We start from the raw sequence: 25,918 nt of genomic DNA, 5'->3' as shown, positions 1-25,918 counted from the left end.
CTTGGATTTTTTGGGTTGAAAGCGGAACGGCACTCGCCGGTACCTTTTTCGCGATTCCCCTATTTGATTCATGGCCGAAGCTCTTTATGATTTCGGTCATGAACAGAAAGCCAGGCTCGTCAGCCGTATATCTCGCTATTGGTACGCTCGCTGTCATTGCCGGCGTGACCATGGCCCCGATTGGGGCGGTCATGAACGCAACAGAAGTCGTGAGCCAGTACGCGCAGCCCACGCATCCCGGCATGACACTGCTGGGACCCGGGATCGGACTGCTTATCCTGGGTGCCCTCACCCTCGCAACCGGCCTCTACAACCTCGCCGCCGGGGTTGACTACCTTGTGGCCAACGCGCCGGTGAATGCAACCGAGGAGACTGCATCCACCGAAGCCGGGTAGCGCACCCCGGCCCATGGTCTACCGGGAGGGTCGCCGGCCTGCGTCCCGATTCGCGGCAGTGAGAGCTGCCCCTGACACGTTCTCGGCTATACGGACCATACGGGGATCAATCGCCTCATTCCCGATGAAGACATTCACGTCAGGCAAAGCACCCGCATTAGCTCCGGAAGCCACCACTGGGGCCGCTGGGGCCGGGGCCGCATACAAGGGACGCGTCCCGCCGTTGTGGAGTTGCTTACGGAACGCGTACACAGCCTCTTGACCGCCCATCGCGTCCACGTCCTTGTCTGTCAGGACGTGCTCACCGGGGGCCAGCAGGAACCGCTCAGAGTCAACACCCTTCGGCCCTGCACCGTAGACAGCACCACCAGACGCGGAAGCCTGAACGCTCGTCCCAGCCCAGCCAGCATCAGCTGCCCTGTCACGAACAGCAGTCCCAGACTCCGTGTAGTTCACGTGGATCGCGACTTCCTTGTAATTCGTGATGCTGTTGACCGCGGCATTCACGGCTTGGAGCTTCGCCATGGAATCGGCGTAATTCTGGATCGCAGTGTCAATGTTCACGCCCTTGGGGATGCCCAACACCTGACGGGCCATCGTGTCAGCCGCGTCACCCGTGATACCGAACTTCCCAGCCGCAGCAATCAAATCCGCATACGTGTTGTGAAGCTGCTGCTGCACTTCCTCCTGAGACGAACCGTTCTTAGCCATCGCCTCAGCAGCCTTCAACCCCGAGCTTGAGATGGCATCGAACGCGGCCTGGTTGTTCCGGCCCTTCTCAGTCGTGATGTCCAGCGTCTTACCGTTCTGCGCAATGCTCGCGTCAAGGTCATCGAGGGACTTCTCAAAGTTCCGCATCGCGTCCCGCTGAGACAGGCTGATCAGGCCAGAGTTGATCATCGACGTAACAAGCTTGTCGAGGTTCAGAATCGTTCCGTTCGCGCTGATACCCAGATCATCGAGGGCCTTCGCCTGGGCCTCGGTAGCCTGCTTCGCAACCTCGGCCATCTTCGCTTGACCCTCAGTCGAGGCCTGTGCGGCCAACATCTTCGCGGGAGTCTGCCCCAGCGCCCAGTTCAACAACTCCTGGTCAGTCAAGGACACCTGCATGCCCGTGGCGAGCTTCCGCAGCGAATCCATGTACTGCGGGAACGACTTCGCCGTGTTCTCCACGGATACGCCCTGTTTCTGGGCCTCAGCCGCGATCTGCTTGAAACCGTTCGCAGCCGCCTCGGGACTACCGGAATTCACCATTGACGACATGGCATCGTCAATCCCGGAGATCGACTTGCGAAGCTCCTTCACCTGATAGTTCGCGAAGGGAAGGATGGTTGACCCCAAGGCGTCGTTCAGCGTGTCGCCAAAGTTCAGCGAGTTCACCCGTTTCAAAGCTTCACCAACGCCGTTGATGTCGCTTTCCTGGAACAGCCCAAACTTGCGGTTCGCATTGTCGAAGAAATCCTTGTTGAAGATGTCCTTCGTCTGCGCCCCGGCTTGATTCAGTTTCAAAAGGGACTGGGCAGACTCGTCCGCGCTCTTGGCATGGGCGCTGTTCGCGTCCATGACGGCGCTGGCGACACCGATAGCGGCCATAGCGGCTGTCACGGCAGCAGCAGCCTTGCCAATCGTCCCCAAAGCGCTTGCGGTGCGTGGCGCGGCTTGTTCCAAAGCTTGCACGGCCTTCACTGTCTCGTAGACCTTCGGGATGGTTGTCAGCAGCATCCCGCCAAGCAGCAACCCACTACCGGTCAGGCCAGCGACAGCCAACCCACCGGCCTTCACTGGCTCCGGGAGACTATTGAACGCGTTGACAGCCTCCGTGACGTTCTGAATGACCGGGCGAAGGAAACCGTCCGACGCGGCACCCATCTGAATCAGGCCGGTATCAACAGCGGCTTGCAGCTTCTTGAAGTCACCGTTGAGGGAGTTCATCTTGCCCGCCGCCTGCTGGGCCGCGAACCCCTGATCATTCACGTCTTTGATCCACTTCTGGATCCCGTCCCGGCCTTCCTTCATCAAAACGGATGCCGCACGCATGGCGTCAGAACCGAAGATCGTAGACAAGGCAGCGTTACGCTGAGCGTCCGAAAGGTTCCCGAGCTTGTCATGCAACTGGCCCGCCAGCTCGGTCACGCCGATGAACTTGCCCGAGGTGTCATAGGCGTTGATGCCAACCTCAGCCATTGCGTTAGCGGCTTGCTTCGACGGCGAGGCGAGCGCCAGGAACATCGTCTTCATGGACGTACCCGCATCGGATCCCAACAGGCCGGCGTTCGCGAACGCCGAAAGGGTACCAACTGTGTCGTCAATCGACAGGCCAAACTGGGAGGCGACAAGACCGCCCTGTTTGAGGCCGTCCCCCAGTTCTTTGACGCCACCAAGGGCCTTGTCAGCACCGGCGGCGAGCAGGTCAGCGACGTGTGGAACGTCCTTGCCCTGCAAGTTGAACTGGGTAAGCGCAATGGTGGCAATCTCAGTGGCTTGCCCAACGTCGATCTGACCGGCAGCAGCCAACGCAAGGGCACCCGGGAGCGCCCCGCCCAGCATGTCCTTGACCGACACACCGGCCTTGACCAGTTCAATCTCAGCGTCCGCAACATCATTCGCGGACAACCCGAAGTTTGTGCCCAGGGTGAGTGCCTGATCAGCCAAGACGCTCATCTCAGCCGCAGAAGCGTGAGACAAAGACTGAACCTGAGCCATGCGTGAAGAAAACTCGGAGTAGGCGGCGACAGCAACACCGATGCCAGCCACGAGAGCGCCACCCATGATCATGGCGTCCTTACCAACGGACTCCATATGAGCTTTGTTCTTCTGCGCAAATGACTCGGTCTGCTTGGCCGCGCTGGCGGCGTCCGTCCCGTACTTCGAGAACCCGGAACCCGCCTTGTTGAGTTCCTGCCCAGCCTGGTTCAGGCCTTTTGATAAGTCAGTGGTGTCTGCCCTGACCTTGACATCAATCACATGGTCGTTCGCCATGAAAATCCTTCTTCCAGCCCGATTTCGGGCACAAAAAAGCCCGTCTTGAGCGGGCTACTAAATGGTCTTCCTCTTCAGTTATTGGGCCGACTCAGAGCCGCCAAAACATCCGGCTCCGGTCAAGGAGTCCCTCGAATCGGGAGTCACGTGCGTGGAAAGCCATGTCAATGCCCTTTGATCCGCACCAAGAACGCAGCAGCCGGGAGTATTCCCGCTGTTCCTCTTGCTGGACCGCAGCCAAGGCCGGATCAAGCCCCAGCCGGCCATCAGGGCATCGAATGGTGAAAGCATCGAACAGGCCAACGCTCGCAACCCGAACACCAAGCACCGTCAAATCGCGCGGCAATACATCTCCGTCCACGGGAGCGGCTCGTTGCCGCCACCTAGCCATTCCGCGCCCAGTCCTTATCGAAAGCCTCACGAGCACGTCTCTTAATATCGTCAACAAACGCCCCGTACCGGGGATCGTTGGCCCCGAACCCCTGCTTGGCACGCCACTCTTGCCAGAAGGCCAAACAAGCCTCGTTATCAGCTCTTAGCCGTGCGGACTTCGCGGCGTCGAAGACCCTGCCGTTCTCCGTCTCAACCATCAAGCACCGGAACTTGCCCGGTGGGCGGAAATGATGCGGGATCATCGAAACCGGGTACCCGTCGCTGACTGGCCCGCGTTCCCTGCGCCACCTAGCCACGTGGCCTGCCCCTACGACTCCACCGAGCCTGAGCCGCTTTCCGCGCATCCGCAGAAATAGCCCCTTCCGAAGCAGGGCGGTTATCTTCCTCCTCAGACGGCAAGGCCATCGCCTTCACCATCCGTTCAAAAGCAGCCCTCGCTTGGCGGATCTCCAACAGGGCCGGATTCACTACCATCTGGCCGGTGCTGCCCTTGATCATCGGCCCCAACTCGTCAGCCGCTGCCTTCAACGCATCAATCTCATCAAGCGTCTTGCACGCCTCCTTGAGCACTTCAAGCTCAGCAGGATCCAGCTCGATTTCCTCCATGATCTGAGCCCAAAATGCCTTACCGCGAGCGTTCAACCCGTTCGGCGCTCTAACTTTTCCCATCAAAAATCTCCTAGAAATCAACCAACCCGGGGGGCGGGGAACCCAAAAATGGAGCGCCATGCGTGCGTCGCAGGAAACTGCCCTCCCCGGCGCGTCCCTATCCGGCCCCTCGTAGGGGGTCCACCCCCCACCCCCTGTGTCGGCTGTGGGTAGGGGGGGGCTGGTGGCGGCTCGGGCACGGGGGTGACCGAGCCGCCTCTGCATGGTGTCGTTACTTGTTCCGCTTACCTGATCGTTAGGCGATGAGGTGCCGCGGATCTGTGTATACGCCGCCTGTCTCTTTGGCGTGCCTTGCTGCTGCGGCTACTGCCCATGAGAGGTTTGGCCCATCTGTGATTACTTCGGGGTTGCACGCGGAGCAGACGGCGAGCACACGAGCGCCTACCTGGACGATGCGTACGGTGTGCTTCTTCTGTGCGCCGTTCATTGTTGCGTCCTCGGGGTGTCTTTCACGCGGTGTTCCAGGGTGGCTTGGGCGATGTCTTGCATGCGTTGTTCCGCGGCGCGTGCTTCCGTGTGGTCGGCTGGCGCGTTGGGGTCGATGACGTTGCCGTTGTTGTTCACGGTAGGGAGCTTGTTGATTTGTTCGCGGAAGAAGTCGTTCAGTCGGTTGTTGTTGTAGGCGACGTCGTTGGGTTGCAGTTGGATGTTGATGTCGGTCATTGCGGGGCTACTTCTTTCTTGTGGCGTCGGGTTGGGTTGTTGGTGCGGCCGATTCTGGCTGCGAGTTTGCGGGCGTGGCGTTTCTGCCACCCCTTGTCGTGTTTCTGAGGCATTTACTTTTCCTCTGTTGTGCTGGTTTCTGCCGCATCCACAAGGGCGTCAGCGAGGGATATTGCCTGGTCTGGGGTCATGAATTGAACAAGGTAGTTGGGTTTGAGGACTACGGCGACGCCTTGTTCTTGCCCGTCACCGGAATGCCATGTCCAAGGCTTTGCGGTCAGTACGAACTTTGGGGCTGTTGGCCGTGGCCATACCTTCGTCGTGGTCATGCGTCCTCGGTGGCCGTGTGGGGTTGCTGTGTGGCTTCGTAACGGGCCTGCCAATAGGCAGCTCGCCGGGCTTCGTGTTCGGCTCTTTGCCGCCAGATGGTTGCTTGGGCTGGCCAGTCCCAGCGTTCGATGGTGTGTGGCTGGTAGTCGTATCCGGCCATGGTTGGCCTGCCTTTCTGTTCTTGCGCTGGCGGTCTACGTTTGCCGCGGCTTGGTGTCCGGTGGGGTCGCGGTGAAGTGTGGTGCGCCCGTGCTGCTTCTCGGGGGTGTTCTTCGAGGCAAGGAGTTCCTGGTGATACCTGAGCGCGAGGTTCCGCCAGTGGATCGTTTGGTGTTTCCAATACTCAGCAAGTTCCGCGTCAGTCATCGAATACCTCCGAAGGCCGTCGGTTCGTCGGTTCCGTCGGTCGCGTCGGTTCCCGGAGGGGGTGTCAGTCCCATCCGACGGAAAGCGACATCGAACTGGTGCCGAAAGTATCCGCGCTTTGAATCGCCCTGCCGGGTTGAGTGAATCTTGAATGCTTGGACCAGCATCCTGCCGAATCGCTGCACGCTCAAAACCTTCCCGTAGGCGCTGAACTGCCCCCACATTCCCGGGTTGTACTCAACCAACTCGTCAACGATGATCGTGCTTGCAACGAACACACGGTCAGCGCCCCATATCTGCGCGATGTCTTGAAGCAAGATGACCGCTGGCGGAAGATTTGTCAGGCCGTCTTCCTTGTCCATCTCAACTTCCGCGATGTCGCGGATGATGAGTTTGTCCGCCACCGCTTCCCACTCGGCGGACGCAGCCGCAGCTACGCGCTTGAGCGGGTTCCATCGTTCCTTGATACGTCCGATGCACCCTTCCGGGAGTTCCGGGCGTACTGTCTTCACGAAGTCGCGGACGCTATCCGCGGCATCGCTGATCCTCGCCGCTAGCGCTTGGGCGTCTTCCTCGATTTCTTCCCAGTCGGAGGATTCAACAACCCCGTAGAGGTCAGGCATGAGCAAGACTCTGATGCATCGAGACTTCGTGTCGTCGGGCAGCGCCGGCGCATTGCCGGCCATTGCAACGGGACTGAACGTGGACATCTCAGCCACCTTCCAGTCACCCCCTTTGTCTGGCACAAGTACGGGGCGGGTTGCGCCGCGCTTGTAGCCAGAGTTCAGGACGGCGATGAGTTCGCCTACACCGTCCTTCTTGGGATCAAGTGAGCGGTCAACCTCATCGATAAGGATTGTCCGCAGTCCGTTATTCAGCATGCGGGTGAGTAGGGCTGGGGACGAGAGGGACGCCGCTTGTATGGGGTTCAGGCAGTACCGGGCAAGGTGTTCCAGGACGGTCGTCTTCCCTGATCCCGGCATTGTCGAATCTAGTTGCAGGCGAGGGGTTGAGTAAGTTTCAAAGGCAAGGTGCGTGTGGAATGTCCACAGAGTAAGTAGGTCCAGGTCCAGGTCATCCATCACCGCGACGTATCGCTGGAATTGCGCCCTCAGGTCGCGGAGTACTGCGGCTACCGGTTCCGTCGCCGGGGTACCTGACGGAACCGACGGAACCGACTGAACCGACGAACCGACGGGATAGACCCGGTGGAATGGATCAGCCGGCATGTATTCGTCTTCGGCAAGGGGCGCAAACTTGTTGTTCATGCGGCGGCTGCCTTAGGGGTCAGGGCCGACATCCATTCCGCGATAACGGTTGGGTCGGTTGCCTCAATCTGAATAATCAGGTCAGTGCGCAGCCAACTGAGTTCACCTGCTGGCTTGTATTTGTGGACGATGAGGCGGACGTTTGCGCCTGTGGGGAGCGACTGGAGCGCCCAGCGCATTTGGCGTTCAAGTTCGGTGAAGTCGTAGGAGCGGTTGGCAGGGTAGTCTGCCAAGTCGATGCGAAACACGGGGTTCGCGAGCATAGGGGCTGTCCTAAAGGTCTGTTGTGGACGTTCGGGGTTGGTTCCTGGGTGGTGCCGGCGCGGGCGCTCATCTCCGCGCCGGCTGATTTCATGCTGCGTATGCTGGTTCGAGTTCACCCATGACTTCGAGGATCCCGGTAAGGTTCCTGTGAAGCTCTCTGGCTTTGTCGATGGGCACTGCGATCATCGTGTTCCCGTTATTCATGAGAACTTCAACGACTATGCCGCGGTCGTAGTACCACCGCGCCCAAGCGCCTTCGGTTGCTGGGCCTTCCCAAATTGGGTCGGTGCTGTCGAAGTTCAGTTGGTATCCGTCTGGGACTGCGTTCTGTTCTTCGTGGACTTCGGGATCGAGTTCAGCTACGCTGATGTGAGTAGACATTTTGATGAGACCTATCGGGTTTGGTAATCAATTTGTTTGGCGGTTCCGATTCTCACTTGCCAGAGTGAGCAATCTGGAACCGCTTTTGTTTTAACTCTGGTTTGAGCTAAATCCTGTAGGGGTTTCGTGCTTCGACTATGGCGTCGTTCAGTGGTCCCTGGTGGCTGGTGCCGTGCCAGTAGGCGGACGACCATATTTCTGCCGCTGTCCGCGGGATGGCGTTGAGTGCCGCGAGCAGGTCGCTAACGCGGTAGATCTGCTGCGAAGCGTCTTCGCGCCGGATGAGAACTTGGTTGGGGCCGATGAGATCGAACTCAATGGGCGCGGTTCCAGTCGTGCTGCGGACCACGGTGGACATCAGGCCACCAGTGCGGAAACTGTTCCGTGGTCAAGGATCTGATTGATAACGCGGGTACTGATCAGGATCCGGTTCCCAAGTCGAATCGACGGGATTTCGCCGCGGTTAACGGCTTCGTAGGCCTGTCGGCGGCCAATACCCATGATTAGGGCCACCTCGTCCACCGTTGCGGTGGCTTTGCCGAGGATGTGCTCGACCTCTGGTGAGTAGCTGGTCATCTTCAACCTCTTTCGGGTTACTCGTTTACCGTAATCGATATACCGATAGTAGCTCATGGTTTCCTTGATGTGCAACCCGTTTCCGCTTAGACTTTTTCCGAAACTGAAAAACCGATGTTAGGAGCCCCCGATGGCGTTGCCGACTCCCGAAGAGATGGTTGCCGTAAACCTTGAACGATTACGAACCGATGCCGGCCTGACCTACGAGGGCTTGGCACAAAAACTTATGGGGATGGGCATTCGTATCCACCCGAGCGCTATCCAGAAAACGGAGAAGAGCGGGCGCAAAGCCACCATCAAAGAGATGTTGGCCTACGCCAGGGTCTTCAAAATCCCCGTGGAAAAGCTGTGGGGCGGTTATGCCCCAAGCGAGGAAGTCACCTCCGCACATCGCGACCTCGCCGCAGCGGAAACCATCCTCAAGATTTCAAAGCAGGTCCGTCACGAGTATGAACTGATCGTGGAATCTGTCTGTGAGCAGGCTGTGAGATATGACGTAGTCCGACAGGAGTTAGAAGGCGTCGTTGTTCAAGCGGCCTTCAGACTCGTGTTGGAAGAGCGGTTTTCGAAGGATGACAAACGTTCGGAGTTGAGCATCGTCGGGTGGGAACAGGCCGCAGATCTTCTAGGCGAGCTCGAAGGTGAAATTCCGATCGACGTTGAAACGGCGCTCGACTGCCTGGAGCGCTATCGGGAAAAGGTTCCGGAAGTTGAAAGGCAGCGGGCCAGTGCCGCAAGGAAAGAGGAAATGTTGGCTAGAGCAGAGGCGATTGCCAGACAGATGGCAGAACAGGGAAGGATTGAGAGTGGCGAATGACATTTTCCGGCGTTGCGGGTGCCGAGATGAGAACAAGAAGCAGTACGGGGCGAGGTGCCCGCAGCTCGCGAAAGATCCCAAGCACGGCACGTGGGGATTCTACGTGGCCGCGGGCGTGGATCCGGCAACAGGCAAGCGCCGGCAGGTCAGGCAGGCTGGTTTCCCGACGCAGAAGGCCGCACGCGAGGCCCGGAACAAGGTAGCCAGATCCTTGGACCAGGGCACCTATGTGAAGCGGTCAACGGAGCGTTACGGGGACTACCTGGACGGGTGGTTGGAGCGTCACAAGGTGACGGGCAAGGGCCTGGAGGCAACCACCTACGACAACTACGCCCGGTATATCAAGAATGATATTAAGGGCACTGAGCTGTCCCGGATGCTGCTGTCTGACATCCGTCGCTACCACCTCAACGACTTCCTCAGGGGCCTCTCAGGGGCCGGTAGAGGGGCTGTCACGGTTCGGCGTATAGCTGCCGTGCTGCAAGGCTCCCTGAGGGCCGCTGCGCGGTCCCAGCGCATCGAGAACAACCCTGCCACCGAGCTGGAGTTGCCGAAGGTGGAAAAGAAGCCGGTACAGGCGTGGGAACCTGCCCAGGTCGGTCACTTCCTCGACGTGGCGGCTACCCACCGGCTCGGGGCGCTGTTCGAGCTGGCAATGTTCACGGGCATGCGCCGCGGCGAGCTGATCGGTCTGCGCTGGGCTGATGTTGACCTTCCCACGCGGACAATCGCAGTGAGGAACAACAGAGTCCAGGCCGATGGGCGGATTGTGGACAAGGGCACCAAGACGGATGCCGGCCAGCGCACGGTGGACCTCGATGACCGCGCCACGGGCGCATTGATCGGGTGGCAGATAAAGCAGCAGGAAGAACAGGAGGCAGGGCAGGAGGCCTACTCCCCCAGCGGCTACGTGTTCACGATGGAGGACGGACGACCGCTGAAACCTCAGTACGCGACACGTCTGTTTGAGAGCCTGCGAGTGAAGGCAGGTTTGCCGAAGCTGACGTTCAAGGGCCAGCGCCACGAGCACGCCTCACTGATGATCGCGGCAGAGGTGGATATCGCCGTGGTATCCAAGCGTCTGGGTCACAGTTCGATCAGCATCACGTCGGACATCTACGGGCACCTGATCGGGTCGGCGTCCAGGAATGCAGCCGAGAACGCCGCCGCGTTGGTGCCTGCAAAAAAGGCTGGTGCACACACACTGCACTCACAAGCCCCGGTTTCGACCTGAGGGCAAAAGAAAAACCGCCCCAACACGGGGTTACTTCCCAGTGTTAGAGCGGTTTTTATCGGTCGGGCTGACAGGATTTGAACCTGCGACCCCTTGACCCCCAGTCAAGTGCGCTACCAAGCTGCGCTACAGCCCGTCAGTTCCGCCGTTCTCCGCCTAGATTCTCATCTAAGCAGTCCGGCCGAACCACCTCAAAAAGCTTACACGATGTTCGGGGCTCTCAATGACAACCTCGCCCTTGTCGACTGTGATGCCCGTCTCAATCAGCGCTTCTTGCCGCGCTTTTCACGCACACGCATGCTGACCTCGATCGGCGTGCCGTCGAAGCCAAAGGTTTCACGGAGCCTGCGTGTGATGAATCGACGGTATCCAGGGTCGAGGAAGCCCGTGGTGAACAGCACGAACTTCGGCGGGCGGCTGGATGCCTGCGTGCCGAAGAGGATGCGGGGCTGCTTGCCGCCGCGGACAGGGTGCGGGTGCGCGGCGACCAGTTCGCCAAGGAACGCGTTAAGGCGTCCCGTGGGAATGCGCTTGTCCCAGCTTTCCAGGGCAACGTCGAGGGCGGGCACCAGGCGGTCCTTGTGCCAACCGGTCTTGGCAGAGATGTTGACGCGCGGCGCCCACTCCACGTGAGCCAGGTCCTGCTCGATTTCCCGTTCGAGGTAGCGGCGGCGTTCGTCGTCGAGCAGGTCCCACTTGTTGAACGCAAGGACGAGGGCACGGCCTGACTCAATGGCGAGCTGGAGGATACGGACGTCCTGCTCGCTGAGCACTTCGTCGACAGCCAGGAGAACGACGGCGACCTCCGCCTTCTCGAGCGCGGCTTGCGTGCGGAGTGATGCGTAGAAGTCCGCGCCTTGGGCCATGTGCTGGCGACGACGGATGCCGGCGGTGTCGACGAACCTCCACGTGCGTCCACCGAGTTCGATGAACTCGTCCACGGGATCGCGCGTCGTGCCCGCAAGGGTATCCACGACGACGCGTTCTGTGCCTGCCAGCTTGTTCAGCAAGGAGGACTTGCCGACGTTCGGCCGGCCAATCAAGGCAATGCGACGGGGACCGCCTGAGCGCTCGACGCTTTCCACCGCCGAGAACTCGGGGAGGGTGTCCATGACATGGTCAAGGAGATCGGCGACACCGCGGCCGTGGAGCGCGGACACCGGGTAGGGCTCGCCGAAACCGAGGCCCCACAGCGCGGCCGAATCGGCCTCCTGTGCAAAGTCGTCAACCTTGTTGGCCACCATGATGACGGGCTTCTTGGACCGGCGGAGCATCTTCATGACGCGCTCGTCCGTTGCCGTGGCGCCCACCGCGGAATCAACCACGAATAGCACCGCGTCCGCGAGTTCCACGGCCATCTCGGCCTGATCGGCGACGCGTGCGTGGATACCCTTGGCGTCATGTTCCCATCCGCCGGTGTCCACGATGGTGAAGTTGCGGCCGTTCCAATGCGCCGAGTACATGACGCGGTCCCGTGTGACGCCGGGCGTGTCCTCGACGACCGCCTCACGGCGTCCGAGGATACGGTTCACGAGGGTTGACTTGCCGACGTTGGGGCGACCGATGATCGCAAGGACGGGATCGAGCTTGAGTGGACCGGCCTCTCCTTCGTCGTCGTAGAGTCCGCTCAGCAGCGCGGCGTCGTCCTCGTCGAGGTCGTAGTCGTCCAGGCCTGCGCGAAGGGACGCGGCGCGGAGCTCGGCTTCGTCGTCGTCCAGGGCGGCGAGGTTTTCAGCCACCTGGTCGGTGCCGCTGGGCGTGTAGTCGTCGCCGGCTTCGATGTTGCCGGACTTGTGAGTCGTATCGCTCATTGCACTTTCCTTAGTGGTGATCTGCCGGGATCCCGGCTACTTCCTGGTGGCGGGGCTGCGTTGGCGCGAGGGGGCCGTAAACCACCCCGGGAAGCTGCCGACCGGTGGTCCTGACGGCTTCCTGGATATGTCCAGCCAGCGCGGCGCGGATCTCAGCCGCCGCCCTGTCCATTGAAACACGCCCTGGCTCGCCATGTTTGCGGTTCACGCTGAGGGGCGCCCCGAAACTGACGTGAAGGCGCCGCCTCAGTTCCGGGATGGAATCCCGGTGTTCGTCGCCGGTCCGCGTCCCCAGGATGGCAACGGGAATCACCGTCGCTCCCGAAGCCATCGCGAGCCAGGCGACCCCGTTGCTGATACTGTCTACGGCTCCACTCCCCCGCGTTCCTTCGGGAAGAATCCCTACGCAACGGCCGGCGTCGAGCACTTGCTTCGCGCGCTGGAGCGCCGCGCGGTCCCCGGACCTGTCGATCGGCAACTGCCCGGAAGCCCGGAGCACGCGGCCAAGGAACCCGGCGAACATTTCCTTCTTGACCAGGACGTGCATCGGCCGCGGGGCGGCGCCGAACATCACAGGGCCGTCGAGGTAGCTGATGTGGTTGCCCGCGAATATCACCGGGCCGGACCTGGGAACGTTGGAACGACCGGTGACGACGGTCCTGTACACGGCATGGTCAAGGAGCCAGCCCACAGGCCGGCTCCAATACATGGTCCAGCGCGCCGGCAGTCGGGCGTCAGTCACCGTAAATGACCTTGCCCACAATGCTCAATGCCGTTTCGACGGTCTCGTCGAAGTCCAGGTCCGAGGAATCGAGGGTGATGACTCCATCCGCGGCTTGGGTGAAGTTCACCACCGTGGAATCCTTCGCGTCGCGGTGGATGACCTGGGCGGCCAACTGCTCCTTCGTCTGGCTGCCGCCCAGCTGGAGTCCACGGCGGCGCAGCCGGGCTTCCTCGCTCGCGGTCAGGAGTACGCGGACTTCCGCGTTGGGCACGACGACGGTGGTGATGTCCCGGCCTTCCACCACCATTCGCCGGTGGTGCTGATCGATGATCTGGCGCTGCCGCCGGATGAGCTCGTTGCGGGCACCCAGCGTGGTGGCGACGGCGCTGACGGCCGAAGAAATCCTCGGTTCCCGGATTTCCTCCGTGATGTCCACGCCGGCGACGCCGACGTATTCCACGTTGGCGCTGGTGCTCAATTCCAAGGCCAACTCTTTCGAAGCCTGCTCGACGGCGGCACCGTCCTGGAGGTCGAGGCCTGTTTTGAGGCAGTGCCACGTCAGGGCACGGTACATCGCGCCCGTGTCCAGGTACGCGAGCTTCAATCGCCGGGCGACTTCCTTGCTGACGCTCGACTTGCCCGAGCCGGACGGGCCGTCGATGGCAACCACGAGTGGCTTGCCCGGGCGAACTACGGTTTCCGGGCCGAATAGGTCACGTGTCATTACTGGAGCACCCGCCATCCACGGTCAGTCAAGGCTTCAACAAGAAGGTCATGCTTGTTCGGCATGACGGAAAGTTCCACCATGCCCACGTTCTGCCCGGACGAGTGGTCCAGGCGGAGGTCTTCGACGTTGACACCGATCTCGCCGATCTCCGTCAGCAGCCTGGCGATCTGGCCGGGCCGGTCATCTACCAGAACAGTAAGCCACGAATACGCCTGCGGGGGTCCGCCATGCTTACCGGGGATTCTGGCTTGCCCGGCATTTCCCTCGCTGATGAGCTGGGCAAGGTCCAAACGGGCGCCGGGAGCCGTGGGTTCCTCCAGGGTGCCGATCAATCGGTTGAGGTCTTCACGGACTCCGTGAAGGATCTCCACCATCTTGGGCGCGTTGTTGCCGAGGATCTGCACCCATAGGGTGGGATCGCTGGCGGCAATCCGGGTGGTATCGCGAAGTCCGTTACCGGCGAGCGACAGCGCATGGAGCGGAGTTCCTTGGAGGCGGCTGGCCAGGAGCGAGGACATCACCTGGGGCAGGTGCGAAACCAAGGCGACGGCTTGGTCGTGTTCCTCGGCCGTGAACTGCGAGACGATGGCCCCAAGGTCACCTGCCAAGGACCGTGCGGCCTGAAGGGCCTCGGGACTGGTTTCTTCCGACGGGCACAGGACCCAAGGCATCGACGTGAACAGCTCACCGCGCGCGGCAACCGGGCCGGACTTTTCACGCCCGGCCATCGGGTGCGTCCCCACGTATCGGGACATGTCCACTCCCCGCCCGCGCAGATCGTCCTGTATGGCCTGCTTGACGCTCGCGATGTCCACCACCACGGAATCCGGGTAGTCGGTAAGGGCACGTTCGACGACGTCGGCAGTCACGTCCGGCGGCGCCGCCACCACCACGAGCTGCGGCGGACCGTCCAGCCCACCAAGTGGCTTGCCGGCTCCAATGTCGACGGCGACCGCCTGGTTGGTGGGCGAAGGATCCGAAAGGAACACGGAGACGCCGCGGCCACGCAGTCCAAGGCCGATGCTCGCGCCAAGAAGCCCCGTGCCGAAGACCACGACCGGGCCATCAAGGTGGCCCCGGCCGTGCGAGCGGAAAGCCGACATGCCCTACAGTCCTACGGACGCCAGGAGGTGTCCGACTTCCTGCTTGCCGAGGTTGCGGATGCTGCCCTGGCGCTGGTCGCCCAGGCCAATGGGACCGACCTTGACGCGCACGAGCCGCTGGACGGGGAAGCCGACGGCGTCGAACATACGGCGGACAATGCGGTTCTTTCCGGAGTGGAGCACGACCTCGATCAGCACGTGGCCCGGGGTGGAATCGACGAGCCGGAAGGAGTCGACCGACGCAACCCCGTCCTCGAGCTCGACGCCTTCCTTCAGCTTCGCGCCGACGCCCTGCGGGAACGGCCCGCGGACCTGGACCAAGTAGGTCTTGGGCACCTCATACGAAGGATGCGTCAAGCGGTTGGCAAGTTCGCCGTCGTTGGTCAGCAGAAGCAGGCCTTCGGTGGCGACGTCGAGGCGGCCGACGTGGAAAAGCCGCTCGCCCTTGTTCTTCGCGGTCTTGAGGAAATCGCTGATGCACGGACGGCCCTCGGGATCTTCCATCGTGGAAACCACGCCCTTGGGCTTGTTGAACACCATGTAAAGCATGGTGTCGTCGAGCTGGATGCGGATGCCATCCACGTGGATCACCGCGGTGGCGGGGTCCACGCGCATGCCGAGCTCGGTGGTGATTTGGCCGTTGACCTCGACGCGGCCTTCCTCGATCATTTCCTCGCACACACGGCGCGATGCCACGCCAGCCTGCGCCATGACCTTCTGCAGGCGAACGCCGTCGGCGTCGTGCTGGGCCGACTGGGCTACTTCGCCGCGGCGGCCGCGAGGCTTGCGGACGGGGCCGAGGTTCTGGCCGAATCGTTCGTTCCCGAAGGCACGGGTGGCGTACTGCTTGTTACCGGCCTTGGGCTTCAAGGCGCCAGGCGTGCCGGGAGCCTTGCCGAAGCCAGGCTTGTTGGAGCCCGGCTTGCGCGGGGCCTTCGCGCCACTGGTGCTTTGCCGACGCTCGTTGCGTGCCGCCGTCGTGGGGTTGTCGGGATCGAAAGGCCGCTCTTCGCGCGGGCGGGACGGCTTGAAGGGGCGGTCTCCTCCTGTTGGGAAGTTACGCTTGCCGCTTCCGGACGCTCCGCCTGACCGACCGGCTCCGCCTGCCCGTCCCGCGCCCCCGCGGCTGCCGCCGAATCCGCTGCTTCCTGCGCGTCCGGAATCGTTTCGTCCCGAACCGTTACGTGGTGAACCCTGGCGTCCCGCCTGTGTCATGACCCGTCCTTTTGTTATGGTGGCCAGCCTGTTCGTTCCAACAGTAGCCAGCCCGGCAGACAATCTGCCTGTGCGTATTCAAAGCCGTTGCTTGCGTTGCCTTGTCCAGTAACTTTCGACCCCGGCTACATGCGATCGGCGTCGAAGAATTCCTCGATCCCCTCCAACCCGGGAAGGTGTGGAGACAACTGAGGCAACTCGGCGAGCGATCGGATGCCCATCCGCTCAAGGAAGAACGAAGTGGTCCGGTAAAGGACCGCCCCGGACTCGGGATCTGTACCCGAGTCCTCGATCAACCCCCGTTGGATAAGGGTCCGGACCACCGAATCCACGTTGACACCGCGGATGGCCGACACCCTTGCCCTCGAAACCGGCTGCCGATATGCGATGACGGCCATGGTCTCAAGGGCTGCCTGCGTCAGCCGGGCGGTCTGTCCTTCAAGGACGAACCGGCCCACGACGTCGGAAAATTCCGGCCGCGAGTAGATCCGCCACCCTCCGGCAACGTTCCGCAACTCAAAACCCCGGGGTTCAGCGCTGGCGCTTGCGAAGGCGGTGGATCCGCCTTGCGAGTCTTCAGCATCCCTGCCCGGGGCTATACCAGTATAGCCGTTGTACTCTTGCTGGAGTCCCTTGAGCAATCGCTCGATGACGGCGACCGTGACGTTGAGTCCCGCTGCCAATTCTTCAGCCGTAGCCGGCTCGTCAATGACCATCAGGACAGCTTCCAGGGCGGCCCGGGCTCCACCGGGGAGCTCTTCAAGGTCGGCAAGCCCGTCCGCGTGGGTTTCCTGCTCGCTCACAAGCCCTCTCCTTCGTTGCCGATCGTCTCCGGCTTGTCCCCGTCGTCTAGAGGCACCGAATCGTACTCGTCGCTCACGTTGTCGCTGCTCCAACCATCCGGACGCCCGGTCCAGCGAATCGTGAGGTCCGCGAGCGGGCCGGATTGCTCGAACGCCACTACACGATCGCGGAACAGTTCGAGCAACGCCAGGAACCGCACCACCACAACCAGGGTCGACTCGGCGTCGGCAACCAGCACCCGGAAGGACAGCGGCTCGCCCTGCCGCAACCGGTTCCCGAGGATCTCTGCCTGTTCCTTCACACTGACGGGCGTGCCGTGCAGGTGGTCAAGGCCGACTTCTGGAGGCGACTCCTTTTCCTTCGGAGCAAGTGCTTTGGCCGCCAGCGCAGCGAATTGTTCCGGCGAATGGCGCCAGATCAGTTCGGGCAGCAAGGCTGCGAAGTGGCCTTCGAGCGCCACTTGCCGAGGGAAGCGGCGGGCTTCGGTTTCCAACGTGCCGGAGAAAATGGCGGCAACTTGCTTGAAGGCCTTGTATTGCAGCAGCTTGGCGAAAAGGAGGTCCCTTGCCTCCAACAAGGCGATGTCCTCGTCGTCTTCGACCTCCCCGGCCGGGAGGAGCCTTGCCGCTTTCAGGTCCAAAAGCGTCGCCGCAATCACCAGGAATTCGCTCGCTTCGTCGAGCGCCCAGCCTTCTCCCAATTCCTGGAGGCGCCGGATGTACTTGATGAATTCATCCGTGACGGTGGCGAGAGCGACTTCCGTGATATCGAGCTTGTGCTTGGATATCAGGCCGAGCAAGAGGTCGAACGGACCGGTGAAGTTCGCCAACCGGACCTCAAAGCCGCCTTTCCGTGCGGCCGACGAGGCACCGCCGTCGTCCGTTCCGTCCAGGGAGGAGAACGACGGCGGTGCGTCGCCTGCGGGGGCAGCAACAGCTCGGGGCGCGTACTCTGCCACGCTCGCTAGGGCGCGCCACCGCGCGAAATCAGTTCCTTCGCCAAGCGGCGATAAGCATCTGCGCCGATGTGGTTTCCGGCATAACTGGTAATTGGCTCGGCCGCAACGGTGGCGTCAGCGAACTTGATGGAGCGCTTGATGACGGTCTCGAAGACTTTGTCGCCGAAGGCTTCCACCAGGCGCGAAATGACTTCGCGGCTGTGCAGGGTCCGGGCGTCGTACATGGTGGCGAGCACTCCGTCCACCTGGAGGCGTGGGTTGAGCCGGTCCTGGACCTTTTCGATCGTTTCCACCAGAAGGGCCACCGCACGAAGCGCGAAGAACTCGCAGATCAGCGGGATGATGACGCCGTGTGCTGCCGTCAGGGCGTTGACGGTCAGGAGGCCAAGCGACGGCTGGCAATCGATGAGGACGACGTCGTATTCGTCCTCGACGCTCTTCAGGGCACGGTCAAGCACTTGTTCGCGCGCTACCTCGTTGACGAGCTGGACTTCGGCTGCCGAGAGGTCGATGTTTGCCGGCAGGAGGTCCACGCCTTCGACGCCGGTCTGCTGGATGGCGTCGCGGATGTCCACTTTGCGGTCCATCAGGACGTTGTAGACGGTGAGGTCGAGTTCATGCGGGTTAGCCCCGAGCCCTGCCGAAAGCGCGCCTTGGGGATCGAAGTCGACGAGGAGGATGCGGCGCCCGTACTCGGCGAGCGCGGCGGCGAGGTTGATGGTGGACGTCGTCTTGCCGACGCCGCCCTTTTGATTGACCATGGCGATGACCCGGGCCGGCCCGTGGGAGGCCAGCGGCGCGGGTTCAGGGAAATCGCGGTGCGGGCGGCCTGTGGGCCCCATGACAGCGTCTTCCAGATCGAAATCCGTGCCCTCGAGCGTAGTTGTTCCCCGTTCGCTGCTCACGTATTTATCCACTCTCTCCACGACGGTTTCTTACTGCGGCTGTCTCCAGCAATGCACTGCTCCCCACCTAGGCTACAGCGCCCGACACGGCATTCCGCGGAACTTGACATTGCCCGCAATTTGAGCCTTTACCTTCTAGCTGAGGTAGAAGGTTGGGCGGCGGTGTGCGGCAAAACAGCCAAGACGGAACCCTGATGGGGCTCCGCCTTGGCTGGATTCCTCGCTGGATTCCTGGCTGGATTCCTCGCTGGTCACACGGCCGTTTACACGGCGACGGGTTCCTTCACTTCGACCTTGCCGTGGTCGCTCGTCATGGTCAGTTCATCGAACGGCTTCGCTCCGGACAGCACGCTGTTGACCTGGTCGCGGTCGATTTCCTTGACCCAGGTGCCGATCAAAACGGTGGCCACTGCGTTTCCGGTGAAGTTGGTCAGGGCACGGGCCTCCGACATGAAACGGTCGATGCCCACGATCATGCCTACCCCGCCAAGCAATTCGGGCCGGTGGGCCTGCAGGCCGGCTGCGAGGGTGGCAAGGCCTGCACCGGTCACGCCGGCTGCGCCTTTCGAAGCGATGATCATGAAGACAAGGAGGGATACCTGTGCGCCCAGGTCCAACGGGATGCCCATGGCATTGGCAACGAACAGGGAAGCCATGGTCAGGTAGATCGCGGTTCCGTCCAGGTTGAAGGAGTAGCCGGTGGGAACCGTTACGCCGACGACCGGCTTGGACACACCCAGGTGCTCCATCTTCGCGATGAGCCTCGGCAGCGCTGCTTCTGAAGAGGACGTGGAGAAGATGAGCAGGTACTCCCGGGCCAGGTACTTCATCAGCCCGAAGATGCTGACCCCGGCGACGATCCGAAGCAGGGTGCCCAGGACAACGACGATGAACAGCGCGCAGGTGATGTAGAAGGCGACCATCAAGGTGAACATGCTGATGATGGCTTTGGCGCCGGTCGCGCCCACCACTGCGGCAATCGCACCGAACGCGCCCACCGGGGCGAGCCACATGATCATGATGAGGATGCGGAAAACCACGGCTTGGCCGTGCTGGATGGCCTTGAGGATCGGCTGCCCTTGGGCGCCCATGCGCTGCAGCGCGAAACCAACGAGGATGGCGGCGAGGAGCGTCGGCAGGACGGGGATGTCGCCTGGGATGATGCCCAACAGGAAGTCCACGGTGCTGTTGGTGGCGGCCTTCGCATTGGGATCGTAGGGCGCCAGTTTGAGGCCTTCGCCGGGGTGGATGAGGTTGCCCACCACGAGGCCGATGGCGAGGGCGAAGGTGGACATCACCATGAAGTAGATGAGAGCGAGTCCGCCCACCTTGCCCACGGTGGCGGCCTTCGCGATGGAACCGATGCCCAGGACGATGGTGCAGAAAATGACGGGGGCGATCATCATCTTGATGAGCTTGACGAAGCCGTCTCCGAGCGGCTTGAGGTTCTTGCCGACCTCGGGGAACAGCAGGCCGACGACGGCGCCCAGGACAACAGCCGCGATGACGGCGATGTAAAGGTAGTGCGACTTGTCCAGCCCTTTGCGCCCGGTCTTCGTGGGTGCAGTCTCTCCTCTTTGAGAGGTCATGGCATTGCTCCTTTTAGATACTCTGGAAAGCGCCGTGGTTCCTGCAATCTGTCCCTGCGCCGCTCTGCTGTGATATCCATCATTGGCCGCGGGGTGACATGTATCACTGTTGCGGTCATATTGGTCGCAGGATTGGTCGGGAGGAGAAACGCGTGATCAGGCGTTGGAGCATTGCCCGGAGACTTTTCATGGGTAATCTGCTGTTCGTGCTCGCGTTGACCGCGGTAGTGGGAACTGCGGCGTTCATCGACTCCCGCGACCGCGCCTACAGCGACGCCGGCCAGCGCATGGAGGCTGTCGCCGCCGCGGTCGCAGCAAATCCGCTGGTACTCCAGGCCGCGGCCACGCCGAACCCGTCCGCGACTTTGCAGCCGTACGCCCAAGTGGTCATGACCAACGCACACGCGGACTTCATCACCATCATGGCGCCGGACCGGACTCGCTGGACGCACGCGAATCCCGAGGAAATCGGCAAACCGTACATCGGCACGATCGAACCGGCCCTGCATGGGCAGACCTTCACGGAGGTAGTCGCCGGGACACTCGGGCCGTCCGTGCGCACCATCGTTCCCGTCGAGGATCCTTCGGGAACGGTCAAAGCCCTCGTGGCCGCGGGAGTCACGGTGCGCACAGTGGATATCGCCGTGTCCGCCCGCCTCGGACCGATCATCGCGATCTCCCTGGTGCTGCTGGGAAGCGGCTCCTTGGCTTCGTGGCTATTGGGCCGGTACCTGCGCGCGGTCACGAGGGGCTGGGGGCCGGAACAATTGGCCCAGTTGTTTGCCTACTACGAATCGGTCCTCCACTCGGTCCGTGAAAGCGTGGTCCTGATCGATACCGGGGGCAGGGTGGTCATGTACAACGACCAAGCCGCGGAGCTGCTTGGGCTGGAAAAGGCCGACGTCGACCCGGGCAGTTCGAACACGCCGCGGCTTTCGGAGCTTCCCCTGGACGCCAGCCTGCAGGAACTCTTTGCGTCCGGACGGACGGCGCTCGATGAAATCCACCTCAGCGGTTCCCGGATCCTGGTGGTGAACCAGGCGCCCGCGGTGGGGCCTCCGGGAAGGCGCGCGCGGCAGCGTCCCGCGGTTTTCGGAACTGTCGCTACGCTTCGCGACCGGACCGAAATCGAATCCCTGGGCAGCGAATTGGAAACCATGAAGACCCTTTCCGACGCCCTGCGCGCACAGACGCACGAGCACGCCAATCGCCTACACACCATCGTCTCCCTCATGGAACTGGGCAAGACCGACCATGCGCTTGAATTCGCTACGAAGGACCTTGAACTGAGCCAGCAGCTGACCGACCACCTGCTTGCCTCCATCGACGAACCTGTCCTCAGCGCGCTCATCATGGGGAAGTCCGCAGAGGCCCACGAACGGGGAGCCGAACTCGAGGTCACCATATCCGGCAGCGACGGATTCGATGGCTTGGCTGTCCAAGACGTGGTGACCATCCTCGGCAACCTCCTGGACAACGCACTCGACGCCGCTGCTGCCGCTCCCCCGCCGCGCAGGGTCGAGTTGGGAATCGACTCCGGACCTGCGGGAACCACCTTCACCGTTGTGGATTCGGGCGAGGGCATCGACCCGGACATCGTGAACGACATCTGGCACTACGGATACAGCACCAAAGCGGCTGGAATCAGGCAGGACGGCGGACCGGGAAGCCCTTCCCGCGGGGTGGGGCTCGCCTTGGTACGGCAGGCCGTCCAGCGCTTGGGCGGTACGCTGTCCATCAGCGAAACCACGAGCGGACTGGGCGGTGCGCAGTTCCGCGTGGTGTTGCCCGGACCGGACTCCAGGAAAGAAGCCAATTGACCGAAATCCGTGTCCTCATTGTTGAGGACGAACCCATCGTGGCTGAAGCCCATGGCGTCTACGTGGGCAGGATCGACGGCTTCACGGTTGCCGGAACCGCCCCCGACGGCCAGTCGGCTTTGCGCCTCCTCGGCGAATTCGCCGCCGCGGGGCAGCCAGTGGACCTCGTCCTGCTGGACATGAACCTGCCGGATCTCCACGGGCTGGACGTCGCCCGGCGCATGCGCGGGGCAGGGCTGCTCGCCGACATCATTGCCATCACCGCTGTGCGCGAGGTAGCCATCGTCCGCGGCGCAGTGTCCATCGGCGTCGTCCAGTACTTGATAAAGCCCTTCACGTTCTCGACCTTTGCGGACAAGCTTGCGAGCTACCGCGCGTTCCGCGAACAGCTCGCGGCGACGACGTCGGGATCCGGCGCCGGCGGCGCGTCGCAAAGCGACGTGGACCAGGCGTTCGCAAGCCTCCGCGCACCGACGGAGCTTCCCTTGCCCAAGGGCCTTTCCTCCCACAGCCTCGACTCCGTGAAGGAATTCCTGGCCGGACTCGGGCGGGCCGTGTCTGCGAGCGAGGCGACTGAAGCCCTCGGAATGTCCAGGGTGACGGCTCGCCGCTACCTTGAGTACCTCGTCGACGCGGGATTGGTGACACGAAGCGCCAGGTACGGGACCCCCGGCCGTCCGGAGAATGAGTACCGCTGGAACCGGCGTTAGAGATCAACCCCGTTTCTTATGTATACATTGCTGGGCTGCTGCTTCGAATTTAGCGACAAATCCTCGCCTTGACATCGGACAATGTATACACTGATTGTGAAGGGAGGATCCATGCGCGCCAGTGACAAAGCCTATGCGGCCCTGCGTGAAGACATCATCGAGTGGCGCCTGGCACCCGGAACGGTCCTCGCCGAAGTGGAACAATCCGAGCGCCTGGGCGTCTCCAGAACCCCGGTCCGGGAGGCGCTGAGCCGACTCAGCGCGGAAGGGCTGACGACGGCGGCAGGAGGGCGCGGCGTCGTCGTCACCGATATCTCACTCGACGACATCGACGAGCTGTTCGAATTGCGCGAAACCTTGGAAGGCAAGGCGGCCGCCCTCGCGGCCGAACGCGGCGAGCGCGGCATTTTCGCGCAGCTCCACGCCGAACTCCTGGACGCGCCGGCCATGCTCAACGACGGCGATCCCGCCCGCCGTGACTACTACGCCTTGGTCGGCCGGCTCGACGACGCGATCGACGAAGCAATCTCCAATTCTTACCTCGCCCAAGCCATGCGCAGTTTGCGCGTGCACCTGGTCCGGGTCCGCCGGCTCGCGGCTGACGACGCGGGACGGCTCCATGCCGCGGCCGCGGAACATGCCGCCATCGCCGAAGCCATCGCCTCGGGCAAGCCAAAGCTTGCCGAAGCAGCCACCATCCTCCATCTCTACCGCAGCCTTTCCCACCTCAAAGCCACCCACACGCCTCACTAAAAGGAGCACCATGGTGAAGAACCATCACGTCCGTGTTTACAAGAGCGAAGAGAACCTTGCCCGTGAGGGGCAGTTGGCGCACAAGATCGCGGTGGTCGCCGCGGACCCGGTGGCGGTGTCGCCGGAAGTGGTGGAGATGGTGATCAACCGCGTCATCGATAACGCCTCGGTGGCCATTGCTTCGTTGAACCGTGCTCCGATCGTTGCGGCGCGGGCGCAGGCCCTGACGCATGCCCCCAGCGCCAACGGAAAGGGCGCCCATGTCTTCGGCATCGCCGAGCGTGTTTCGCCGGAGTGGGCCGCGTGGGCCAACGGCGTCGCCGTGCGTGAACTGGACTATCACGATACTTTCCTGGCCGCGGACTATTCGCACCCTGGCGACAACATCCCCCCGGTCCTGGCCGTGGCGCAGCACGTCGGGGCTTCCGGAGCTGACCTGGTCAGGGCCATCGCCACCGGGTACGAGATCCAGGTTGACCTGGTGAAGGCTATTTGCCTGCACAAGCACAAGATCGACCACGTGGCCCACCTCGGCCCCTCGGCTGCCGCCGGCATCGGCACGTTGTTGGGTTTGGATGTCGAGACGATCTTCCAGTCCGTGGGCCAGGCCCTGCACACCACGACGGCCACCCGGCAGTCCCGCAAGGGCGAGATCTCCACATGGAAGGCCCACGCCCCCGCGTTCGCCGGCAAGATGGCCGTGGAAGCGGCCGACCGGGCCATGCGCGGGCAGACCTCGCCCGTGCCGATCTACGAAGGCGAGGACGGCGTGATCGCCTGGATGCTCGACGGCCCGGACGCCTCCTACGAGGTCCCGCTTCCCGAGGCCGGGGAGCCCAAACGCGCCATCCTTGACACTTACACGAAGGAGCACTCGGCCGAGTACCAGGCCCAGGCCTGGATCGACCTCGCCCGCAAACTCCACCGCGAGCACCCGGAAACCACCGACCCCGCCAACGTGGCCTCGGTGGTCATCAAGACCAGCCACCACACGCATTACGTGATCGGCTCGGGCGCCAACGATCCGCAAAAATACTCCCCGACCGCGTCCCGGGAAACCCTGGACCACTCCATCCCGTACATCTTCACCGTGGCGTTGCAGGACGGCGCCTGGCACCACGTGGACTCCTACGCCCCGGAGCGCGCCGCACGCCCGGACACCGTGGAACTCTGGCACAAGGTCACCACGGTCGAAGACCCCGAGTGGACCCGCCGCTACCATTCCCTGGACATCGCTGAGAAGGCCTTCGGCGGCACCGTGGAAATCACCCTCACGGACGGCACGGTCATCACCGAGTCGATCGCCGTCGCCGACGCCCACCCGCTCGGTGCCCGGCCCTTCGCCCGCGAACAATACGTGCACAAGTTCCGCACGCTCGCCGAAGGCCTCGTGGAGGAGGCCGAAATCGACAGGTTCCTTGCCGCCGTCGAACGCCTCCCCGAACTCGGCCCCGGAGAACTGGACCAACTCAACATCCAGGCCGCCCCGGGCGTCATCGACCTGGAAAACGCCCCGAAGGGACTGTTCTGACATGCTGTACTCCGCCACCACGCCCGAGCAGAAACGCCTCAAGCTCCGCGAGATCCTGGCCTCCGGCACCATCCAGCAATTTCCGGGAGCGTTCAACCCGCTCTCGGCCAGGCTGATCGAGGAAAAAGGCTTCCCCGGCGTCTACATTTCCGGCGCGGTCCTGGCCAACGACCTCGGCCTGCCGGACATCGGCCTGACCACGCTGACGGAAGTCGCCACCCGGGCCGGGCAAATCGCGCGCATGACCGAACTGCCGTGCATCGTGGACGCCGATACCGGATTCGGCGAGCCCATGAACGTGGCCCGCACCATCCAGGAACTGGAAAACGCGGGCCTGGCCGGCTGCCACATCGAGGACCAGTTCAACCCGAAGCGCTGCGGACACCTCGACGGCAAGAACGTCGTGGACACCGATACCGCGAGCAAACGGATCCGTGCCGCCGCCGACGCCCGGCGCGATGAGAACTTCCTCATCATGGCCCGCACCGACATCCGCGCCGTCGACGGCTTGGAAGCCGCGCAAGACCGGGCCAAAGCCCTCGTGGATGCCGGCGCGGACGCGATCTTCCCCGAAGCCATGAAAGATCTCAGCGAGTTCCAAGCCATCCGTGCTGCAGTAGACGTACCGATCCTGGCCAACATGACCGAGTTCGGCAAAAGCGAACTCTTCACCGCCCAACAGCTCCAGGACACCGGCGTGAACATCGTGATCTACCCGGTCACCCTGCTCCGCATTGCCATGGGGGCTGCAGAGCGTACGCTGGAAACGATCAATGCCACAGGAACGCAGGAATCGCAGGTGGGGAACATGCTCACCCGTGCGCGACTTTACGACCTCGTCGACTACGAGGCCTACAACCACTTCGACACCAGCGTTTTCAACTTCCAGATTCCTGGACTCAGCCGGTAACTGGATCTACAAGGGGAATACAA

28 protein-coding genes and 1 tRNA gene are annotated in these 25,918 nt (G+C 62.4%); 8 read left to right on the top strand and 21 right to left on the bottom strand.

All coding sequences use genetic code 11. From position 1 onward, the window contains the following. Positions 1–98: 98 nt before the first annotated feature. On the top strand, positions 99–395 hold the full coding sequence (locus ABCW42_RS07830; RefSeq protein ID WP_423184307.1) for a hypothetical protein: 297 nt from the start codon (positions 99–101) through the stop codon (positions 393–395). Positions 396–413: 18 nt separating this feature from the next. On the opposite strand, the gene ABCW42_RS07825 is transcribed toward ABCW42_RS07830, so the two are convergent. The 11 genes from ABCW42_RS07825 to ABCW42_RS07775 all read right to left on the bottom strand — a co-directional run bounded on the left by ABCW42_RS07825 (position 414) and on the right by ABCW42_RS07775 (position 8,341). Beyond that, on the bottom strand, positions 414–3,374 hold the full coding sequence (locus ABCW42_RS07825; protein ID WP_423184306.1) for a phage tail tape measure protein: 2,961 nt from the start codon (positions 3,372–3,374) through the stop codon (positions 414–416). A 681-nt stretch (positions 3,375–4,055) separates the two neighbouring features. After that, positions 4,056–4,373, bottom strand: a complete 318-nt coding sequence (locus tag ABCW42_RS07820; protein ID WP_423184305.1) for a P27 family phage terminase small subunit — start codon at positions 4,371–4,373, stop codon at positions 4,056–4,058. Positions 4,374–4,671: 298 nt separating this feature from the next. Then, positions 4,672–4,863 (bottom strand): hypothetical protein, encoded by a 192-nt coding sequence (locus tag ABCW42_RS07815; RefSeq protein ID WP_423184304.1) that lies wholly within the window; start codon positions 4,861–4,863, stop codon positions 4,672–4,674. Next, the gene (locus ABCW42_RS07810) at positions 4,860–5,099 is read right to left on the bottom strand and encodes a hypothetical protein (RefSeq protein ID WP_423184303.1); all 240 of its coding nucleotides are present in this window, start codon (positions 5,097–5,099) and stop codon (positions 4,860–4,862) included. Before ABCW42_RS07810 ends, ABCW42_RS07815 begins: the two co-directional genes overlap by 4 nt. Before the next feature lie 113 nt (positions 5,100–5,212). Then, the gene (locus ABCW42_RS07805; RefSeq protein ID WP_423184302.1) at positions 5,213–5,428 is read right to left on the bottom strand and encodes a hypothetical protein; all 216 of its coding nucleotides are present in this window, start codon (positions 5,426–5,428) and stop codon (positions 5,213–5,215) included. Further along, on the bottom strand, positions 5,425–5,589 hold the full coding sequence (locus ABCW42_RS07800) for a hypothetical protein (protein ID WP_423184301.1): 165 nt from the start codon (positions 5,587–5,589) through the stop codon (positions 5,425–5,427). The genes ABCW42_RS07805 and ABCW42_RS07800 overlap by 4 nt, the downstream gene beginning before the upstream one ends. Positions 5,590–5,791: 202 nt before the next feature. After that, positions 5,792–7,063, bottom strand: coding sequence for a DUF3631 domain-containing protein (locus ABCW42_RS07795; RefSeq protein ID WP_423184300.1), 1,272 nt, complete (start codon positions 7,061–7,063; stop codon positions 5,792–5,794). After that, positions 7,060–7,326 carry a hypothetical protein gene (locus ABCW42_RS07790; RefSeq protein WP_423184299.1) on the bottom strand — a complete coding sequence of 89 codons (267 nt, stop codon included), beginning with the start codon at positions 7,324–7,326 and terminating at the stop codon, positions 7,060–7,062. The genes ABCW42_RS07795 and ABCW42_RS07790 overlap by 4 nt, the downstream gene beginning before the upstream one ends. An 88-nt stretch (positions 7,327–7,414) precedes the next feature. Then, the gene (locus tag ABCW42_RS07785; protein WP_423184298.1) at positions 7,415–7,708 is read right to left on the bottom strand and encodes a hypothetical protein; all 294 of its coding nucleotides are present in this window, start codon (positions 7,706–7,708) and stop codon (positions 7,415–7,417) included. Positions 7,709–7,814: 106 nt separating this feature from the next. Beyond that, on the bottom strand, positions 7,815–8,066 hold the full coding sequence (locus ABCW42_RS07780) for a hypothetical protein (protein WP_423184297.1): 252 nt from the start codon (positions 8,064–8,066) through the stop codon (positions 7,815–7,817). Then, on the bottom strand, positions 8,066–8,341 hold the full coding sequence (locus tag ABCW42_RS07775) for a helix-turn-helix domain-containing protein (protein ID WP_423184296.1): 276 nt from the start codon (positions 8,339–8,341) through the stop codon (positions 8,066–8,068). The genes ABCW42_RS07780 and ABCW42_RS07775 overlap by 1 nt, the downstream gene beginning before the upstream one ends. A gap of 73 nt (positions 8,342–8,414) precedes the next feature. On the opposite strand from ABCW42_RS07775, the gene ABCW42_RS07770 reads away from it, so the two are divergent. Continuing rightward, positions 8,415–9,101 carry a helix-turn-helix domain-containing protein gene (locus tag ABCW42_RS07770; RefSeq protein WP_423184295.1) on the top strand — a complete coding sequence of 229 codons (687 nt, stop codon included), beginning with the start codon at positions 8,415–8,417 and terminating at the stop codon, positions 9,099–9,101. Further along, on the top strand, positions 9,091–10,335 hold the full coding sequence (locus ABCW42_RS07765; RefSeq protein WP_423184294.1) for a tyrosine-type recombinase/integrase: 1,245 nt from the start codon (positions 9,091–9,093) through the stop codon (positions 10,333–10,335). Before ABCW42_RS07770 ends, ABCW42_RS07765 begins: the two co-directional genes overlap by 11 nt. Positions 10,336–10,397: 62 nt before the next feature. Here the strand turns inward: ABCW42_RS07765 and ABCW42_RS07760 are convergent. The 10 genes from ABCW42_RS07760 to ABCW42_RS07715 form a co-directional block, all read right to left on the bottom strand. After that, positions 10,398–10,471 (bottom strand) — tRNA-Pro (locus ABCW42_RS07760). Between the two features lie 127 nt (positions 10,472–10,598). Continuing rightward, positions 10,599–12,146 carry a ribosome biogenesis GTPase Der gene (gene der / locus ABCW42_RS07755; protein ID WP_133206925.1) on the bottom strand — a complete coding sequence of 516 codons (1,548 nt, stop codon included), beginning with the start codon at positions 12,144–12,146 and terminating at the stop codon, positions 10,599–10,601. Positions 12,147–12,156: 10 nt separating this feature from the next. Continuing rightward, the gene (locus tag ABCW42_RS07750) at positions 12,157–12,855 is read right to left on the bottom strand and encodes a lysophospholipid acyltransferase family protein (protein WP_423184835.1); all 699 of its coding nucleotides are present in this window, start codon (positions 12,853–12,855) and stop codon (positions 12,157–12,159) included. Positions 12,856–12,880: 25 nt separating this feature from the next. Continuing rightward, a complete protein-coding gene (gene cmk / locus ABCW42_RS07745; RefSeq protein ID WP_423184293.1) occupies positions 12,881–13,594 on the bottom strand; it encodes a (d)CMP kinase in 714 nt (237 codons plus the stop codon). After that, positions 13,594–14,700, bottom strand: a complete 1,107-nt coding sequence (locus ABCW42_RS07740; RefSeq protein ID WP_423184292.1) for a prephenate dehydrogenase — start codon at positions 14,698–14,700, stop codon at positions 13,594–13,596. Before ABCW42_RS07740 ends, cmk begins: the two co-directional genes overlap by 1 nt. Before the next feature lie 3 nt (positions 14,701–14,703). Further along, on the bottom strand, positions 14,704–15,915 hold the full coding sequence (locus tag ABCW42_RS07735; RefSeq protein ID WP_423184291.1) for a pseudouridine synthase: 1,212 nt from the start codon (positions 15,913–15,915) through the stop codon (positions 14,704–14,706). Between the two features lie 125 nt (positions 15,916–16,040). Beyond that, entirely contained in the window at positions 16,041–16,718 is a 678-nt protein-coding gene (scpB, locus tag ABCW42_RS07730) for an SMC-Scp complex subunit ScpB (RefSeq protein WP_423184290.1), read from the bottom strand. Continuing rightward, positions 16,715–17,611, bottom strand: a complete 897-nt coding sequence (locus ABCW42_RS07725; protein ID WP_423184834.1) for a segregation and condensation protein A — start codon at positions 17,609–17,611, stop codon at positions 16,715–16,717. Before ABCW42_RS07725 ends, scpB begins: the two co-directional genes overlap by 4 nt. Positions 17,612–17,682: 71 nt before the next feature. Beyond that, the gene (locus tag ABCW42_RS07720; protein ID WP_423184289.1) at positions 17,683–18,582 is read right to left on the bottom strand and encodes a ParA family protein; all 900 of its coding nucleotides are present in this window, start codon (positions 18,580–18,582) and stop codon (positions 17,683–17,685) included. Positions 18,583–18,845: 263 nt separating this feature from the next. Then, entirely contained in the window at positions 18,846–20,171 is a 1,326-nt protein-coding gene (locus ABCW42_RS07715) for a cation:dicarboxylate symporter family transporter (RefSeq protein ID WP_423184288.1), read from the bottom strand. A 152-nt stretch (positions 20,172–20,323) separates the two neighbouring features. Here ABCW42_RS07715 and ABCW42_RS07710 point away from each other — a divergent pair, with 152 nt between their 5' ends. The 5 genes from ABCW42_RS07710 (at position 20,324) to prpB (ending at position 25,895) form a co-directional block, all read left to right on the top strand. Further along, entirely contained in the window at positions 20,324–21,991 is a 1,668-nt protein-coding gene (locus ABCW42_RS07710) for an ATP-binding protein (protein ID WP_423184287.1), read from the top strand. After that, on the top strand, positions 21,988–22,701 hold the full coding sequence (locus tag ABCW42_RS07705) for a response regulator (protein WP_423184286.1): 714 nt from the start codon (positions 21,988–21,990) through the stop codon (positions 22,699–22,701). The genes ABCW42_RS07710 and ABCW42_RS07705 overlap by 4 nt, the downstream gene beginning before the upstream one ends. 111 nt (positions 22,702–22,812) lie before the next feature. Then, positions 22,813–23,454 (top strand): GntR family transcriptional regulator, encoded by a 642-nt coding sequence (locus tag ABCW42_RS07700; protein ID WP_423184285.1) that lies wholly within the window; start codon positions 22,813–22,815, stop codon positions 23,452–23,454. A 10-nt stretch (positions 23,455–23,464) separates the two neighbouring features. Then, positions 23,465–24,985, top strand: a complete 1,521-nt coding sequence (locus ABCW42_RS07695) for an MmgE/PrpD family protein (protein WP_423184284.1) — start codon at positions 23,465–23,467, stop codon at positions 24,983–24,985. 1 nt (position 24,986) lies between these two features. Beyond that, positions 24,987–25,895 carry a methylisocitrate lyase gene (gene prpB / locus ABCW42_RS07690; protein ID WP_423184283.1) on the top strand — a complete coding sequence of 303 codons (909 nt, stop codon included), beginning with the start codon at positions 24,987–24,989 and terminating at the stop codon, positions 25,893–25,895. Positions 25,896–25,918: the final 23 nt, after the last annotated feature.

The sequence above is a fragment of the Arthrobacter sp. NyZ413 genome (genome assembly GCF_049390645.1).
Classification (GTDB): domain Bacteria; phylum Actinomycetota; class Actinomycetes; order Actinomycetales; family Micrococcaceae; genus Arthrobacter.
Note: the sequence above shows the minus strand (reverse complement) of the source record. Positions and strands in the feature narration are given on the sequence as shown.